Below are 16,760 nucleotides of genomic sequence, written 5' to 3' on the forward strand. Positions count from 1 at the left end.
CTAACGGGTTTGAGCTACAGGAATGTAAATAATTTGTCCTTCCGTAACCTCTTCTTGTTTAATTCGATTGACGCGTAATAATGTATTCAAAGTGATATCATATTTGTCACAAACACTATCTAACGAATCTCCCCGTTGGATAATGTACATTTTCACTTTCGCAAATTTTTCTTCATTTCCTCCAGATAGCATTTTCGTTAAATAAAGTGCATTTTCATCTCTTCCGGCCGCTCCATGCTCTTTCTCCTCTATTTCTTGTACTTCAATGTCTTCTGCAAGTTCCGAATATTGCGCGGGTGGTTCTTCCTCAATTTCAACCATGCCTGAAACTTCTACCGCTTCTGGTACGCTTTCTTCTACTTCTACTTCTTCATCTACTTCTACTTCATGAGCCATCGATTCCTGAATTGCAGTTTCTTGTTCTTCCACTTCAATTTCTTCGGGCCTTGGTTCCGACGGTAATTCGTTTTGTACTTCTAATTCGTTTTTCGATTCAGAAGCGATTGATTTAAGCGTACTCCAAGTTTCAGTGCTTACCGATTCATCCGTTTGGTCTTGCCGTGCGGGTTCTTCCATCGCTTTAAACTCAACGGTCGTCTCTCTTGGTCGCTCAGGAATTTCCAGCGGTTCTAAAAAACTCGGAGTAAGCGGTTCGACCGGGAAATCGTCATAGAACTTTTTCGCTTCAAATTGAAACGTGCTGAACATTTGCTCGTCTTCCCGATGTGGGGACGCAATCGGTACCTCTTCTGCTTCCTCTTCTACTTCTTCCATTTCTACAGGTTCATTAACCGGCACCTCTTCTTCGTATCCATAAAGAGCTTCATCATCGTTAGTCGGGTCCTCTTCTTCCGTTTGATTTACGACATTTTCTTCATAAATGCCGGAAATGGAAATTGCCGCAGACAGTTCGAGACAGGTCGGGTTTGGCAATTCATAATCAAAAGATTCAACAGCAACATAAACTTCTCTCGAATCGGTTACTCTTGATGCAGGAATCGTAATATCTACGGGAAAACGGTGTTCAAGTTCAGCAATGCCATCATCTTTCATTGTTAATTGCGTCAATGAACGGTAGGATACTTGTTCCCGCAACGATCCCGCTTCAAAATCTACCGGTGGAATGGCTTGAGCATATGGACGATATTCCCCGACAAGCTTTAAAGCTCCCTTAATGTATACATGGTCGTTTTCTTCTGTAATGGCGATATCAGGTTCAAGTGACATCGAAAGCACTTCAGCCACTTCCTGTCCTTTCTTCAACCAGACCGATTCTTCAATGGAGAAACGCAGCTTCGATTGATTCACGCCCTTCTCCTCCTTTCAGACAAATATCATACATTACAGGTTTATGACCATTAATTTCAAAATATGATTGAGAAAACACATTACAATTTTTCTGAACGCTTAACAGGTTTGTAGAATGTAGTAATCTTCGGAGGGATTTAAATTTCGTCTATTCCAAAAAACGGAGCATCCTTCTGTGGTGCATTTAGTAGCCGGGGATCTGTTTATTTTTACGGGCTCGCGACATCCTGTCTCAAGGACAAAAATTACATGCTGGGGGAGGTCACTGAAAAAGTCCAAGAAATTTTCAAAAATGCTTTTTCCTAAAAAATACATCCCCACTTTGGTAAGCGAAATGCATTGTAAACACGATGCTATCCCCCACTTCCTAAGTGAAAAATACTGTTTTTTTGGGTTTTGGTTTTTCAAAAATTTTAGTTTTTTATTAAAAGGAACTTTTTCAGTGGCCTCATGCTGGGGCTCTTTTTTGTCCGATAGGATCTGTCTCAAGGACAAAAGTGAGAATCGGAGGCAAAATTTCGCCCGCCTGCTATTTTCAAAGAAAATAAAAAAATATAAAAAACCAGAGGAGAAAACGATATCGAGTCGTTTTTCTCCTCTGGTTCATTTTAAAGATTTATTGGACAGCCACATTTGCTTTACAGTTTGGCAAATACGTTCTCCACAGCTTCGATCGTCTTCTCGATATCTTCCTTGCTATGTTCAGTTGAAAGGAACAGCCCTTCAAACTGGGAAGGAGGAAGCGAGATTCCTTCTTCTAACATACCTTTAAAATATCTGGCGAAGAGATTCAGGTCAGATGATTTCGCCGTTTCATAATTGACGACGTTTTGATCGGTGAAGAAGAAGCCGATCATCGATCCCGCACGGTTAACAGTGAGCGGAATGTTGTATTTTTGCGCAGCGTTCATAAAGCCTTCTTCAAGAAGATCGCCTTTCTTAACAAACTCTTTATAATGTTCAGGCGTAAGTTGAGCAAGCGTTTCGTATCCTGCCGCCATTGCCAGCGGATTGCCGGATAACGTTCCTGCCTGATAAATCGGGCCGCTCGGGGCAATTTGCTCCATAATTTCTTTTTTGCCCCCATAAGCTCCTACTGGAAGACCGCCGCCGATCACTTTGCCGAGACACGTTAAATCCGGGGTAATGCCGAAATAGCTTTGTGCACATCCGTAATCGACACGGAAGCCGGTCATGACTTCGTCAAAGACTAACAATGCACCGTATTGTTTTGTAATTTGCCTCAAGCCTTCAAGGAACCCTTTTTGCGGCGGAACAACACCCATATTGCCGGCAACCGGTTCGACAATAATGCAGGCAATGTCTTCGCCAAATTGTTCAAAGGCATAGCGGACACTTTCCAAATCATTGTATTGAACGGTGATTGTATTTTGTGCAACAGATTCAGGAACACCCGGGCTGTCCGGAAGACCAAGTGTCGCAACACCAGATCCTGCTTTAATTAATAACGAATCTCCGTGTCCATGATAACAGCCTTCAAATTTTAAAATTTTATTTCGTCCGGTATAACCACGCGCAAGGCGAAGCACGCTCATCGTCGCCTCAGTTCCCGAGTTAACCATCCGGACGATTTCGATAGAAGGAACGCGGTCTGTGACAAGCTTAGCGAGCTTTGTCTCCCATTCGTTTGGCGCCCCGAAACTCGTCCCCATTTCAGCTGTTTGTTTCAAACTTTCAACAACTCTTGGGTTTGCATGCCCTAAAATGAGAGGTCCCCATGATAGAACATAATCGATATATTCATTTCCATCAATATCATACACTTTTGAACCTTTTCCCCGTTCAAAATAAACCGGGTCCATATTGACGGATTTAAATGCGCGAACAGGGCTGTTTACCCCGCCCGGCATATATTTCTTCGCTTCCTGGAATGCCGCTTTTGATTTTTCAAAACTTCTCATTTGAAGTCCTCCGTCCTAAAGAATCACATATATTTTTTTAAGAAGAATAAATTGGCCCTTCGCCAATTTACTCTATCCGACTTTTTGCTTGTGGCATCTAGAAAAAACACATAGCGTATTGCTTATTCGCTTAACCAACGGGCAACATCTTTTGCATGATACGTAATAATCAAATCGGCTCCTGCGCGCTTCATTCCTGTTAAAGCTTCCATGACGGCACCTTTTTCATCAATCCAGCCATTTTGACTCGCCGCTTTCATCATTGAATATTCCCCGCTTACATTGTAGGCAACGAGCGGAAGCGGGTAACGGTCTTTAAGCTCTCGAATAATATCAAGATAGCTTAATGCCGGTTTTACGATTAAAAAGTCCGCGCCTTCAGCAATATCTGATTCTGCTTCGCGCAGCGCTTCCAATCGATTCGCCGGATCCATTTGATACGTTTTTCGGTCACCAAATTGCGGTGCGCCATGTGCGGCATCACGGAATGGTCCGTAAAAAGAAGACGAATATTTCACCGCATACGACATGATCGGGATATGTGCAAATCCTGCTTCATCAAGGGCCGTCCGAATCGCAATAACGAACCCGTCCATCATATTGGAAGGCGCAATGATGTCGGCTCCCGCTTCTGCCTGAGAAACCGCCGTTTTCGCCAGCAAAGCGAGTGATTCGTCATTGGCGATCTCATTCCCTCGTACTACCCCGCAGTGGCCATGTGTTGTATATTGGCAAAGGCACGTATCAGCAATGACTGTTAATTCCGGGAATCCCGCTTTAATTCGCTGAATGGCCCGCTGTACAATACCGTTTTGTTCAAATGCAGATGTTCCTTCTTCATCCTTATGATCTGGCACTCCGAAAACAATGACGGAACGAATGCCAAGCTCAACGATCGACCGCATTTCTTCTTCTAAGTAATCTAATGAAAGTTGGAACACCCCGGGCATGGAGGCCACTTCTTTTTTCACTTTTTCCCCTTCTACAAAAAAGATCGGATAAATCAAATCTTCTTTATGAAGATATGTTTCTCTTACTAATGCCCTCATGCTCTCCGAACTTCTTAATCTTCTATGTCTTTGAAACATCATAGAAATGCCCCTCTCTCTTCAATCGCTTTCAAAATAATCACATATCGCTTCAATAATACCTTCTTCGGTGTACTCTTCAGCGACTATGACGCGCTCGAATCCATTATTATAAGCTTCTCTTTCCGTCACTGGCCCGACACATGCGACTAGCGGCGTTTTTTTGAAAGAAATGCCCAATGCCGAAAAGTAGTTTACTGCAGATGGACTCATAAAAATAATAACATCGACTGTTTCAACCTGGCTAATCATCCGACTTTCCGGCACTTCCTGATTCGTTTCATAAACGATAATTTCGGTTACTTCACATGTATCACCAAGTTTGTTTAAAATGGTTGATTTTGCAAGATTCCCTTTTGGAACCAAAATTCGTTCACCAGGCTGAACGATCCCCTTAAGCTCATTTGCTAATTCAGTTCCTTCAAACCGTTTCGGCATGCAGTCGACTTTTACATTTTCTTTTTTTAAAAGCTCCGCCGTTTTTTTGCCGACTGCGGCAATTTTTTGCCGTCTGATGGCACCGCCTGTGTCTCGCAATTCTTTCAGAAAAAATTTCACTCCGTTTGCGCTTGTGAAGACGATCCAATCATACGAACTAAGCTGGCAAATGGCCGTTTTTAGTGCGGCTTTGTCGTCCGGCTCGGTAAAGGATAACAAAGGGAACGGAATCGGCTCACCGCCGGCTTCTTCAATTCGTTTTAACAGGGAAGCCGCTTGTTCTTTTGCTCGGGTCACGACGATTTTTTTTCCCGATAAGACAGAACGTTCCATCACTTATTCAACTCATCTTTTACCGCATCTAAAATGGCTTCGGCGCCTTTTTCTTTTAAAAGTTCAGCTAACCCGGTACCCAGTTTGTGCGGGTTTTCCCCTTTTGCCGTTTCTTTAATGATGGTTTTTCCGTCAGGTGTTGCGACAAGTCCCGTTAATGTGATTTCAAACGTGCCCGAAAGCTCGGCAAATCCTGCAATCGGCACCTGGCAACCGCCTTCCAACGTGTGAAGGAAGGCGCGTTCAGCCATAACGGTTTTATACGTTGCGTCATCGTTTAATCGTTCGAGAAGGTTTCTTACGTCCTCATCATTTTGACGGCATTCAATGGCGAGTGACCCTTGTCCGACCGCAGGAATGCTGACTGTAACAGGCAAATATTCCGTAACAATCTCCTTTGACCAGCCCATTCGTTCAAGGCCCGCAGCCGCTAAAATGATCGCGTCAAATTCTCCGGATTCGAGTTTAGCGAGTCTCGTATCAATATTGCCACGAATGGACTTAATTTTAATATCAGGCCGGACATTTAAGATTTGTGCAGCGCGCCTTAATGAGCTTGTCCCGACAACCGCGCCTTCAGGCAATTCTTGAAGCGACGCATATTTTTTCGAAATAAACGCATCCCTCGGATCTACCCGTTTCGGCGTGCAGCCGATGATAAGCCCTTCAGGAAGCTCTGCCGGCATGTCCTTCATACTATGTACAGCAATATCGATTTCTTCATCGAGCATCGCCTGTTCAATTTCTTTTACAAACAGTCCTTTTCCGCCAACCTTTGAAAGGGTTACATCAAGAATGACATCGCCTTTTGTAACAATTTCTTTCACTTCAAATTCATATGGTAAGCCCAGGCTTTTCATTTGATCAATGAACCAATTCGTCTGCGTAAGGGCAAGCTTGCTCCTTCTAGAGCCTACGATTATTTTTCTCATTTTCTAAACCTCCAGAACGTTCTCCTCTATTTATTGATACCAGAAATGAAATTCTGTAAACGTTGACGCTAAAAAATAATTAATGAGTACGATCAAAAAAGCAGCTACATTCATAAAAGCAAGCGTGCGCCCTTGCCTTCCTTTCGCAACTTTTTCATACAAATAAAAACTGTAAACGAGCAGCACGATAAAAGACATGACCACTTTAAAGTCGAGCAGAGAGAATGCTTTTACTTTCAAGAATGCCCATGTTAATCCTAAAATTAAGCTTAAAAGCAAAAGAGGCACCCCGAGCATATTGAAAATAAACGATAATTGATCAAGCTGCGATAAGCTGCCGAACCGCTGTAGCCGTTTGCTCCATTTTTTCTGTTTTAACATGTCATGCTGGATTAAATACATCAATGAAAACACACCGGACAAACTGAACAACCCATAAGATAGAAACGCCATCGTAATATGGATGACCATTAATTCCGATGTTAAATGCTCTTTCAAAATCCAGCTAATTTGTGCTCTTGGAATAAACAGATTTAACGCCATGATGACAAACCCGAGAACGTTCGTAAAAAAGAGAAGGAAATCAACACGAAAAAATCGGTTCATCACTAGCGAAAACGTTACGAGTATCCAGGCATAAAAAAATAGGCTTTCAAAAGGAGAAAAGATCGGAACCCGTCCAAATTCAATCATCCTTAGTGCAAAAAAAATCGTTTGCAACACCCAGACAATAGAAAGCAACCAGAAGGCAAAACGGTTCGCCTTCCGGTTGTTTTCAAGAAAATCAATAAAATATCCTGTAATGCTTAATGCATATAAAACAATCGTTACATCATAAATCCAGTTTAAATTTTGCACGTCTAAACTCCTCTCCTAGGAGCGAAGCGGAATTTCTTGTAAGGGGGCTAATTGACCCTTAACTTCTTTCGTTTCCACCACATGTTTCTCTATATCATTTTCAAGTGCAAAGATTTTAATGAATAATTCTAACGATTCATCAGAATTGGCTTCTGCCGCTAATTCTTTTATTCTCATGACCGGATCGCGCAATAATTGATTGACAATGCTTTTCGTATGTTTGCTCAATACTTTCTTCTCACGGTCGCTTAAATTAGGCATTTTCCGTTCGATGCTTTGCATTGTTTCCGCCTGAATGGCAAGTGCCTTTTCTCGCAAAGCTGAAATGACAGGAACAACGCCAAGCGTATTGACCCAGCTTTGAAACGCTACAACTTGCTCTTCGATCATTATCTCGATTTCTTCAGCTACTTTTCTACGCTCAGCAAGGTTTGCTTCAACGATTCCTTCTAAGTCATCAATATCATAAAGGAAAACACTGTCGATTTCATTTAAAGTCGGATCAAGATCACGCGGTACCGCAATATCGACCATAAATAGCGGTCTTCCTTTGCGGCGCTTCACAATCGATTGGACCATTTCCTTCGTGATGACATACGATTTGGAACCCGTAGATGTAATTACAATATCAGTATGAATTAAAACGTCTGCCATTTTCTCCATAGGGTGAGCGGTGCCTTTAAATTTCCCGGCAAGCTCTTCCGCTTTTTCAAAGGTCCGGTTTATAACATTCACCTTGCCGACTCCATTTGCATGCAAATGTTTAGCGGTTAATTCACTCATTTTGCCGGCACCGATAATAAGGATATTTTTATCATTCAATCCGCCGAAAATTTTCTTTGCCAACTCCACGGCCGCATAGCTCACTGAAACTGCATTTTCGCCAATTTCCGTTTCTGAATGACAGCGTTTTGCAAATGTAATGGCTTGTTTAAACAGATGGTTAAAAATCGTTCCTGTCGTTCCTTCTTTTTGGCCGAGTAAGAAACTGTCACGAACCTGTCCTAAAATTTGCGTTTCTCCTAATACCATCGACTGAAGGCCCGATGTCACTTTAAATAAATGTTCAATTGCATGATCGCTTTCTTTTATAAGTAAAAACGGCGACAATTCGTCCTTATTGATTTTAAACCAATCCGCAAGAAAAGCTTTCATATAATAACGGCCGGTGTGAATTTGATCAACGACTGCATAAACTTCCGTTCGATTGCAGGTTGAAATGATGACACATTCAAGTATGCTCTTGGTTTCTTTAAGTGCTTTCATCGCCTCTGATAATTGTTCAGGGCTAAATGAAACTTTTTCTCTAATTTCTACTGGTGCAGTTTTATAATTGATCCCAACAACTAGTATGTGCATCCACTCACCCCCTTTTAAATATGTATGAATTCATTCTCCTAGAGTATTATACCATGTTTGTCGATCGATATTGTATTTAAATGTGAAAAGACTTTGAAACGTGCTATGATAAGTAAATGAATCGCGTTTTCTTATCATAGTTTACCCCACGAAAAAACGCGAGTCAATGCAGCAAAATCGGTGTTTGTTATGGAGGATATTATGAAACGTCAAGGTATTTTTTCTGGAATCATATTATTAGGAATCGGCTTATTTTATCTCATTCCTCAATTACATATGTCAGTTTTAGAACCGTTTTTAACATGGCCGACAATTCTTGTACTAATAGGGGTTGCATTTTTATTAGAACAAAATTCTAAAGATGCTTCTTTTTCCGGCGTGCTTTTGCTTGGCCTTGGCATCCATTTTTACGCTGTGAAAAATGTCGCTGGCTGGCCAGGCGGGATCGAAATGATGATCCTGATTATTTCATTAGCTTTTCTTTATCAATATAAAAATACGAAAGATGGATTGGTTGCTGGGATTGTTCTTCTTATTGTTTCCGGAGCAACCCTTCTCTTTCACAGCCATTCATTTCCAGAAGTCTGGTATTCGACCATTACACAGTTTCGTCCTTATGTTTTACTAGTATTAGGCGCTTATTATGTTTTTATCCGCAAAAAATAAACGAGAGCAAATTTGCCCTCGTTTATTTTAAATAGCTTTCAATTGTACTCCATGCAGAATCTTTCCCATGACCCGTTTCTGAAGAAAATAATATGATCGGATCTTCTGGTTCTTTATTTAAAGTATCTTTAATAATTTTTACATGTTTGTCCCATTTTCCTTTAGGCACTTTATCGCATTTCGTTGCGACGATAATGACCGGAATTTGATAATGTTTTAACCAATCATACATTAATACATCATCTTTTGTCGGGGCATGACGGACATCAATCAGTTGAACGACCGCTTTCAATTGAGAACGTTTTAAAATATACGTTTCAATCATTTTCCCCCATGCTTCCCGTTCTGATTTGGACACTTTCGCAAATCCATATCCAGGTACATCGACAAAATACATTTGATCATTAATTAAATAAAAGTTTAACGTTTGTGTTTTCCCCGGTTTTGAAGACGTCCGCGCAAGGCTTTTCCGATTGATCATTTTATTAATAAAGGACGATTTGCCGACATTTGATCTGCCGGCAAGTCCGATTTCTGGCAAGTTTCCATCCGGATATTGTTCCGGTTTAACTGCCGAAATGACAATTTCTGCTTTCGTTACTTTCATTGCTTCTCTCCCACTAAGGCATGTTTTAAAACTTCATCTAAATGCGACACCGGAATAAATGTAAGATCCTCTCGAACGCTTTCCGGAATGTCGTCAATATCTTTTTCATTTTCCTCCGGCAAAATCACTTTAAGGATTCCTGCACGGTGTGCACTGAGCGATTTTTCCTTTAATCCGCCAATCGGGAGGACTCTTCCTCTGAGCGTAATTTCCCCGGTCATGCCAACGTCTTTACGTACTGGCCTGCCCGTTAATGCAGATACGAGAGCCGTTGCGATCGTAATTCCGGCAGATGGACCGTCTTTTGGAGTAGCACCTTCAGGAACATGGATGTGAATATCGGTCTTTTCATAAAAATCAGGGTCAATGCCTAACTCATCAGCCTTTGAACGGACATAACTAAATGCCGCCTGAGCCGATTCTTTCATCACATCTCCCAGTTTACCAGTTAAAATTAACTTTCCTTTCCCAGGTGAAAGCGCAACTTCAATGGAAAGCGTGTCACCTCCGGCCGTTGTATACGCAAGTCCCGTTGCAGCCCCTACTTGATCTTCCATTTCTGCCTGACCATAACGGAATCTTGGCTTGCCAACATAATTTTCGAGATTTTTCGCAGTGATCACAACACGCTTTTTCTCCTCAGATACAAGCTGTTTGGCCGCTTTTCGGCAGAGGCCAGCGATTTGGCGTTCAAGATTACGAACTCCCGCTTCCCGAGTATAATTTCGAACGAGCTTGATAATCGCATCATCTTTTAGCTGAAAGGTTGATTTTTGCAAGCCATGTTCTTTAATTTGTTTTGGAACGAGGTGGTTTTTCGCAATGTGAAGCTTTTCCACTTCCGTATAGCCTGCGATTGATATGACTTCCATCCGGTCTAAAAGCGGGCCAGGGATCGTTGTCAGACTGTTCGCCGTCGTAATAAACATGACTTTCGATAAATCGTAAGGCTCTTCTATGAAATGGTCACTAAACGTATTATTTTGTTCAGGGTCGAGCACTTCAAGAAGAGCAGCGGAAGGATCCCCGCGAAAATCGCTTGACATTTTATCAATCTCATCTAATAGGAACACAGGGTTGATCGTTCCGGCTTTTTTCATCCCTTGAATCAATCTTCCTGGCATGGCGCCGACATATGTTCTTCTGTGCCCGCGAATTTCCGCTTCATCCCGAACGCCTCCAAGGGAAATCCGGACAAAATTACGCCCTAAAGCGCGGGCGATGGAACGGGCCAGAGACGTTTTCCCGACGCCCGGAGGTCCGACGAGGCAAAGGATTGGTCCTTTTAAAGATTTCGTTAATTGTTGGACCGCTAAATATTCCAGCACCCGTTCTTTCACTTTTTCAAGGCCGTAATGATCTTCATTTAGTATTTTTTCCGTCCGGCGGATATCCAATTGATCTTTTGTTTCATTTTTCCACGGCAAATTGATAAGCCATTCAATATAATTGCGAATGACCCCGCTTTCGGCAGACGTCGATGGGATTTTTTCGTACCGATCCAATTCTTTTAATGCGACTTGCAAGACATTTTCGGGCATATTCGCGGCTTCAATTTTCTCTTTTAATGTTGAAACCTCGCCTAATTTTCCTTCTTTTTCGCCGAGCTCTTTTTGAATGGCTTTCATTTGTTCGCGCAGGTAATATTCTTTTTGCGTTTTTTCCATCGCTTTTTTAACACGTTGCCCGATTTTTTTCTCTAAACCGAGCACTTCTTTTTCATTATTAAGGATGGATATTAAATGATTTAACCGTTCTTTCACATCAACGATTTCAAGGATTTGCTGCTTTTCTTTTATTTTCAGTGATAGATGTGAAGCAATAACATCAGCTAATCGTCCCGGTTCTTCAATGTCTTGTACAGACGCAAACGTTTCCGGCGTCACTTTTTTCGAAAGGTTTATGTATTGTTCAAATTGCTGAAGAACGGTACGCATAAGAGCCTGTCCTTCTACATCGACCGTATTGTTTTCCTCAAGAAGCTCAATTTCAACTTCAAAGTATTCTTCATTTTCAATGAAGTTTTTAATTTTTCCCCTTTGCAAACCTTCTACGAGAACACGAATCGTTCCATTTGGAAGTTTCAGCATTTGTGTCACTTTCGATAATGTTCCTACTTCATATATTTGTTCCTCTGTCGGTTCCTCAACTGCTACTTCCTTTTGCGAGGAAAGAAAAATCTCCTGATCGTCAAGCATCACCTTTTCCAGTGCCTGAACTGACTTTTCCCTTCCTACATCAAGATGAAGCACCATTGTCGGGTAAACCAATAGGCCCCGAAGCGGAAGAAGAGGAAGGATGCGGGTATTTTTTTCGCCCATATTAACACCTCCAAATAGTGCTTATTGCTTGTTGCTATTGCAAATTCCCTAGTCTTTGTACAATTCTACCTATAAAGCGCGTTTTTGTCTATTTTCAAAATCGCATTTTGCGAAGGAAAGCCCCCTCCTCATTACACTGAAGTCGGAGGGGACTGAAGAAATGACGATGCAGGAACAACCTGCTCTTCCTTGGTATCGAATTCATTAAATGCAAATTCAAACACTTCCGCTATTTTTGAAACGGTGATAATTTCTATTCCTTCGATTTCTTTCAACATGGCCTGGTCATTGTCTTTAGGAATTAAAACCCGTTTAGCCCCTGCTTGTTTCGCAGCTAAAACTTTCGCCATCACCCCGCCTACAGGCTTCACCCTTCCATGTATACTAAGCTCGCCAGTCATCGCCAGTTCGTTATCAACCGGTATTTCGTGAATAGCGGAATAAATGGCTGTAGCGATCGCAATCCCCGCAGATGGGCCGTCAACAGGCGCCCCGCCTGGAAAATTAACATGTATATCATAATGTGATGCATCAACACCCATATATTTCAATACAGTAATGACGTTTTCAACCGAACCTTTTGCAAGGCTTTTTCTTCTAATCGATTTGGCATTATTTCCGATGCTTTCTTCTTCTACAATGCCAGTAATGTTAATCGATCCTTGTTTTTTCGCTCTTAATGCCGTTACCTCGATTTCAAGCAAAGCTCCACTATTTGGTCCATAAACGGCAAGACCGTTCACTAAACCAACTTTCGCCTGATCGTTGATTTTTTTATTCGGACGCGGCATTAATTGGCTCGAATGGATGACCCATTCAACATCCGCCGTTTTAATGTGATTTCGGTTTTCCGTGATTGCCAGCCCTGCAGCAATTTGCATAATATTAACGGCTTCACGTCCATTTTTCGCATACTGGGATAACAAATCGACCGTTTCATCCTGTACCTTCATTTTAATTTTTTCTGCTGCCCTCATTGCAATTTGCTTAATTTCATTTGGCTGTAATTCTCTGAAAAACACTTCAAGGCACCTTGAACGTATTGCAGGAGGAATTTCCTCCGGCGTTCTTGTCGTAGCACCTATTAAACGGAAATCAGCCGGAAGCCCATTTTTAAAAATATCATGAATGTGCGGAGGAATGTTGCTATTTTCTTCATGATAATAGGCACTTTCTAAAAAAACTTTGCGATCTTCTAGCACTTTTAATAACTTGTTCATTTGAATAGGATGCAATTCTCCGATTTCATCAATGAATAGAACGCCGCCATGGGCATTTGTGACAGCTCCTTGTTTTGGTTGCGGAATTCCTGCTTGCCCCATTGCACCGGCCCCCTGGTAAATAGGGTCATGAACAGAACCGATCAAAGGATCAGCAATTCCACGTTCATCAAAACGAGCAGTTGTCGCATCAAGTTCGACAAAAACAGCGGTTGGGCGAAAAGGAGACTTTTGATTCCGTTTTGCCTCTTCAAGCACTAAACGCGCTGCGGCAGTTTTGCCGACACCAGGCGGTCCATAAATAATGACATGTTGCGGGTTAGGGCCACATAATGCAGCGCTTAATGCTTTAATGCCATCCTGCTGCCCGATAATATCAGAAAATTTCCCCGGCCTGACCTTTTCTGCAAGAGGTTCCGTTAATGATATAGCCCGCATTTTTTTCAACTGGTCCATTTCTTTTTTCGATTCTTTATCAATACTAACTTTATGTGTGCGCTGATTTTTTAACAAATTCCAAAAGTATAGTCCGATCACGATTCCGAAAAACAGCTGAATGATGAGTGCGATACCTGTCCAGTTCATTGTTACCTCCCATAAGTTCTTATTTATGCTTCTAGTATCTCCGAGAGGTTCGTAGACTAAACAAAAAAACAGCCATAAAGGCTGTTTTTTTCAATATAATAGCGGGAATCGGCAAGACTGATTCCCGCTTTTAAACAAATTTACGATTGTACGAAACATTATGCACTTTCTTTTGGCGTTTCTTTTGGCGCCTCGATAATGGTGCCATCTTCAAGCTCCAGCTTCGGCGGAATTTTATCTGTGACGGTTTCTTTTGTGATGATACATTTGGCAACATCTTCACGCGAAGGAAGTTCAAACATAACATCCAGCATAATTCCTTCAATAATGGAACGAAGTCCACGGGCACCTGTTTTACGTTCAATCGCCTGTTTAGCGATTTCCTTCAATGCATCTTCCGTAAACTCAAGCTCAACACCATCTAAATCTAACAGTTTTTGATACTGTTTAACAAGCGCATTTTTTGGTTTTGTCAAAATTTCAACAAGCGCCTCTTCATCAAGCGGGGTCAAGCTTGCTGTTACCGGCAGACGTCCGATAAACTCTGGTATTAAACCGAAACGAAGCAAGTCTTCCGGAAGAACTTTCGATAAATATTCTCCTGCTTTTAATTCAGCTTGTCTTGATTCGGCACTAAATCCAATAACTTTCTTCCCTAAACGACGCTTAATAATTTGTTCAATGCCGTCAAATGCACCGCCGCAAATGAAGAGAATATTCGTCGTATCGATTTGAATGAATTCTTGATGCGGATGTTTGCGGCCGCCTTGAGGAGGCACACTCGCTACCGTTCCTTCAAGAATTTTCAGCAGCGCTTGCTGAACGCCTTCGCCTGATACATCCCGCGTAATTGAAGGGTTTTCCGATTTGCGTGCAATTTTATCGATTTCATCAATATAAATGATGCCTTTTTCTGCCTTCTCGACGTCATAATCAGCAGCTTGAATCAATTTTAATAAAATATTCTCGACATCTTCACCAACATAACCTGCTTCCGTTAATGAAGTAGCATCTGCAATCGCAAATGGAACATTTAAAATGCGGGCAAGGGTTTGTGCCAGCAATGTTTTACCGCTTCCTGTCGGTCCAATCATCGCAATATTACTTTTTGACAATTCGACGTCATCGGCTTTTTGCGAAGAATTGATGCGCTTATAATGATTGTAAACCGCAACGGAAAGGGACTTTTTCGCCTGTTCCTGACCGATTACATACTCATCAAGAATTTTACGGATCTCCATCGGTTTTGGAATTTCCTTAAGTTCAACATCCTCTTCTGTACCTAATTCTTCTTCCACTATTTCTGTACATAATTCAATGCATTCATCACAAATATATACACCCGGTCCTGCAACCAGTTTACGAACTTGATCTTGCGTTTTTCCGCAGAAAGAACACTTTAATTGCCCTTTTTCATCATTGAATTTAAACAACAAAATCACCCCTAACCATTAATATGGATGAAACCAACTGAAAAAACAAAAGTAAAGCAAAAGATCCCTGTCAACGTTTTCTTTTTCTACTTAAAACCCGTTCAATAGGGCTTCAGTATATGTATTGGATTGTATCATATTTCCTTATGAAAACGAAAATAAAAAACCTTAAAGCCATCGTTTTGGTATGTATTGAAAAAACTTTTGCTTTATATAAGTATGAACATTCCTATTCATTTTAAAACCTTAAATTCATTTCCAGGAGATCTTATTACTTATTTCAATATAAATTCTCTTTTTTCCTGCTTTTTTAGTAAAAACAAGGCACGAAAGCCGCGCCTTGTTTTTATTCTTATACTATATTATGCAACAGTTTTGCTGTTCTCGACAAGAAAATCGATTGCCTTACGAAGCTTAAGGTCAGCTTCAACTGCTTCATTTCCGCCTTGAAGAGCAAGCATTTGCTTAATTTTTTCAACTTCCATTTTGTACATATCAGCCATTTTTTGAAGTTCTTCGTTAATTTCTTCTTCTGTTACTTCAATTTTCTCTGCTTCTGCAATAGCTTCAAGTACAAGGTTTGTACGAACACGCTTCTCAGCATCTGCTTTCATTTGTTCACGAAGAGCTTCTTCATCCGTTCCCGAGAATTGGAAGTACAGGTCAAGATTCATGCCTTGCATTTGGAGGCGTTGTCCAAATTCTTGAACCATGCGATCAAGTTCTGTATTGATCATTGCTTCAGGAATATCAATTTCTGCTCCTTCTACCGCCTGATCAATGACAGAGTCTTGAACATGATGTTCTTTCTCATGCTTCTTGCTTTCTTCAAGCTTCGTACGAATGGATGCTTTCAATTCGTCAAGTGTTTCAACTTCTGTATTTGCTTCTTTCGCAAAGTCATCGTTTAATTCAGGAAGTTGTTTCGTCTTGATTTCATGAATTTTCACTTTAAATACCGCAGGCTTTCCAGCTAGTTCTTCAGCATGGTACTCTTCTGGGAACGTAACGTTTACGTCTTTTTCCGCACCCGCTTTTTCACCGACTAATTGCTCTTCGAAGCCAGGGATAAATGAACCTGATCCGATTTCTAATGGATAGTTGTCCGCCTTGCCGCCTTCAAATGCTTCACCGTCAACATACCCGTCGAAGTCGATGACAACTGTATCGCCGTTTTCAACAGTGCCTTCCTCTTTAATGACAAGTTCCGCTTGTTGCTCTTGAAGCCGTTTCAATTCATTATCCACGTCTTCATCAGTAACCGTTGTGTCAAACTCAGTAACTTCAAGCCCTTTGTACTCTCCAAGCTTAACTTCAGGTTTAACCGTTACTTTAGCTGTAAAAATAAGATTGGATCCTTTTTCCATTTTTTCAATGTCCACTTCTGGACGGTCAACTGGCTCAATTCCAGTTTCAACAATTGCATCGCTATATGCTTTTGGCAATAATATATCAAGTGCATCTTGATATAAAGATTCTACGCCATACATTTTTTCAAACATTTTGCGTGGAACTTTCCCTTTGCGGAATCCAGGAACGTTTATCTTTTTAACGACCTTTTTAAATGCCTGGTCAAGGGCTGTATCTACTTCAGAAGCCTCAACTTCAACGGTTAAGACTCCCTGATTCCCTTCTAACTTTTCCCATTTAGCACTCATGAATTTCCCTCCAACATTCTTCTAAATATAAT

Annotated in this window: 13 protein-coding genes; 1 reads left to right on the top strand and 12 read right to left on the bottom strand. The window is 41.3% G+C overall.

Annotated features, from left to right (window positions below; genetic code table 11):
- The 7 genes from spoVID to hemA all read right to left on the bottom strand — a co-directional run bounded on the left by spoVID (position 1) and on the right by hemA (position 8,238).
- Positions 1-1,308, bottom strand: coding sequence for a stage VI sporulation protein D (gene spoVID / locus H538_RS0103840; protein ID WP_026676468.1), 1,308 nt, complete (start codon positions 1,306-1,308; stop codon positions 1-3).
- 638 nt (positions 1,309-1,946) lie between these two features.
- Complete coding sequence (gene hemL / locus H538_RS0103850) at positions 1,947-3,230, bottom strand: glutamate-1-semialdehyde 2,1-aminomutase (RefSeq protein ID WP_026676470.1); 1,284 nt, start codon at positions 3,228-3,230, stop codon at positions 1,947-1,949.
- Positions 3,231-3,352: 122 nt separating this feature from the next.
- On the bottom strand, positions 3,353-4,321 hold the full coding sequence (gene hemB / locus H538_RS0103855; RefSeq protein ID WP_026676471.1) for a porphobilinogen synthase: 969 nt from the start codon (positions 4,319-4,321) through the stop codon (positions 3,353-3,355).
- 18 nt (positions 4,322-4,339) lie between these two features.
- Positions 4,340-5,089, bottom strand: coding sequence for a uroporphyrinogen-III synthase (locus H538_RS0103860; RefSeq protein WP_026676472.1), 750 nt, complete (start codon positions 5,087-5,089; stop codon positions 4,340-4,342).
- Positions 5,089-6,021 carry a hydroxymethylbilane synthase gene (gene hemC / locus H538_RS0103865; protein ID WP_026676473.1) on the bottom strand — a complete coding sequence of 311 codons (933 nt, stop codon included), beginning with the start codon at positions 6,019-6,021 and terminating at the stop codon, positions 5,089-5,091. Before hemC ends, H538_RS0103860 begins: the two co-directional genes overlap by 1 nt.
- Positions 6,022-6,051: 30 nt before the next feature.
- Positions 6,052-6,879, bottom strand: coding sequence for a cytochrome C assembly family protein (locus H538_RS0103870; RefSeq protein WP_026676474.1), 828 nt, complete (start codon positions 6,877-6,879; stop codon positions 6,052-6,054).
- 15 nt (positions 6,880-6,894) lie between these two features.
- Positions 6,895-8,238 carry a glutamyl-tRNA reductase gene (hemA, locus tag H538_RS0103875; protein WP_026676475.1) on the bottom strand — a complete coding sequence of 448 codons (1,344 nt, stop codon included), beginning with the start codon at positions 8,236-8,238 and terminating at the stop codon, positions 6,895-6,897.
- A 201-nt stretch (positions 8,239-8,439) separates the two neighbouring features.
- Here hemA and H538_RS23035 point away from each other — a divergent pair, with 201 nt between their 5' ends.
- Complete coding sequence (locus tag H538_RS23035; RefSeq protein WP_051291258.1) at positions 8,440-8,904, top strand: LiaF transmembrane domain-containing protein; 465 nt, start codon at positions 8,440-8,442, stop codon at positions 8,902-8,904.
- A gap of 22 nt (positions 8,905-8,926) precedes the next feature.
- Here H538_RS23035 and yihA read toward each other — a convergent pair whose 3' ends face one another.
- The 5 genes from yihA to tig form a co-directional block, all read right to left on the bottom strand.
- Positions 8,927-9,511, bottom strand: a complete 585-nt coding sequence (gene yihA / locus H538_RS0103885) for a ribosome biogenesis GTP-binding protein YihA/YsxC (protein WP_026676476.1) — start codon at positions 9,509-9,511, stop codon at positions 8,927-8,929.
- Positions 9,508-11,832, bottom strand: coding sequence for an endopeptidase La (gene lon, locus H538_RS0103890; protein ID WP_026676477.1), 2,325 nt, complete (start codon positions 11,830-11,832; stop codon positions 9,508-9,510). Before lon ends, yihA begins: the two co-directional genes overlap by 4 nt.
- A gap of 131 nt (positions 11,833-11,963) precedes the next feature.
- Positions 11,964-13,637 (bottom strand): ATP-dependent protease LonB, encoded by a 1,674-nt coding sequence (gene lonB, locus H538_RS0103895; RefSeq protein ID WP_026676478.1) that lies wholly within the window; start codon positions 13,635-13,637, stop codon positions 11,964-11,966.
- Between the two features lie 158 nt (positions 13,638-13,795).
- Positions 13,796-15,070 carry an ATP-dependent protease ATP-binding subunit ClpX gene (clpX, locus tag H538_RS0103900; RefSeq protein WP_026676479.1) on the bottom strand — a complete coding sequence of 425 codons (1,275 nt, stop codon included), beginning with the start codon at positions 15,068-15,070 and terminating at the stop codon, positions 13,796-13,798.
- A gap of 362 nt (positions 15,071-15,432) precedes the next feature.
- On the bottom strand, positions 15,433-16,728 hold the full coding sequence (gene tig, locus H538_RS0103905) for a trigger factor (RefSeq protein ID WP_026676480.1): 1,296 nt from the start codon (positions 16,726-16,728) through the stop codon (positions 15,433-15,435).
- Positions 16,729-16,760 lie beyond the last annotated feature (32 nt).

The sequence above is a fragment of the Fictibacillus gelatini DSM 15865 genome (genome assembly GCF_000430745.1).
In the GTDB taxonomy this organism is placed as follows: domain Bacteria; phylum Bacillota; class Bacilli; order Bacillales; family Fictibacillaceae; genus Fictibacillus_A; species Fictibacillus_A gelatini.

Bases quoted from the DNA above. Each gene is read 5' to 3' on its own strand.
- lonB (WP_026676478.1), bottom strand. From the start codon at position 13,637: ATGAACTGGACAGGTATCGCACTCATCATTCAGCTGTTTTTCGGAATC.
- hemA (WP_026676475.1), bottom strand. From the start codon at position 8,238: ATGCACATACTAGTTGTTGGGATCAATTATAAAACTGCACCAGTAGAA.
- hemL (WP_026676470.1), bottom strand. From the start codon at position 3,230: ATGAGAAGTTTTGAAAAATCAAAAGCGGCATTCCAGGAAGCGAAGAAA.
- hemB (WP_026676471.1), bottom strand. From the start codon at position 4,321: ATGATGTTTCAAAGACATAGAAGATTAAGAAGTTCGGAGAGCATGAGG.
- H538_RS23035 (WP_051291258.1), top strand. From the start codon at position 8,440: ATGAAACGTCAAGGTATTTTTTCTGGAATCATATTATTAGGAATCGGC.
- hemC (WP_026676473.1), bottom strand. From the start codon at position 6,021: ATGAGAAAAATAATCGTAGGCTCTAGAAGGAGCAAGCTTGCCCTTACG.
- lon (WP_026676477.1), bottom strand. From the start codon at position 11,832: ATGGGCGAAAAAAATACCCGCATCCTTCCTCTTCTTCCGCTTCGGGGC.
- yihA (WP_026676476.1), bottom strand. From the start codon at position 9,511: ATGAAAGTAACGAAAGCAGAAATTGTCATTTCGGCAGTTAAACCGGAA.
- H538_RS0103860 (WP_026676472.1), bottom strand. From the start codon at position 5,089: ATGGAACGTTCTGTCTTATCGGGAAAAAAAATCGTCGTGACCCGAGCA.
- tig (WP_026676480.1), bottom strand. From the start codon at position 16,728: ATGAGTGCTAAATGGGAAAAGTTAGAAGGGAATCAGGGAGTCTTAACC.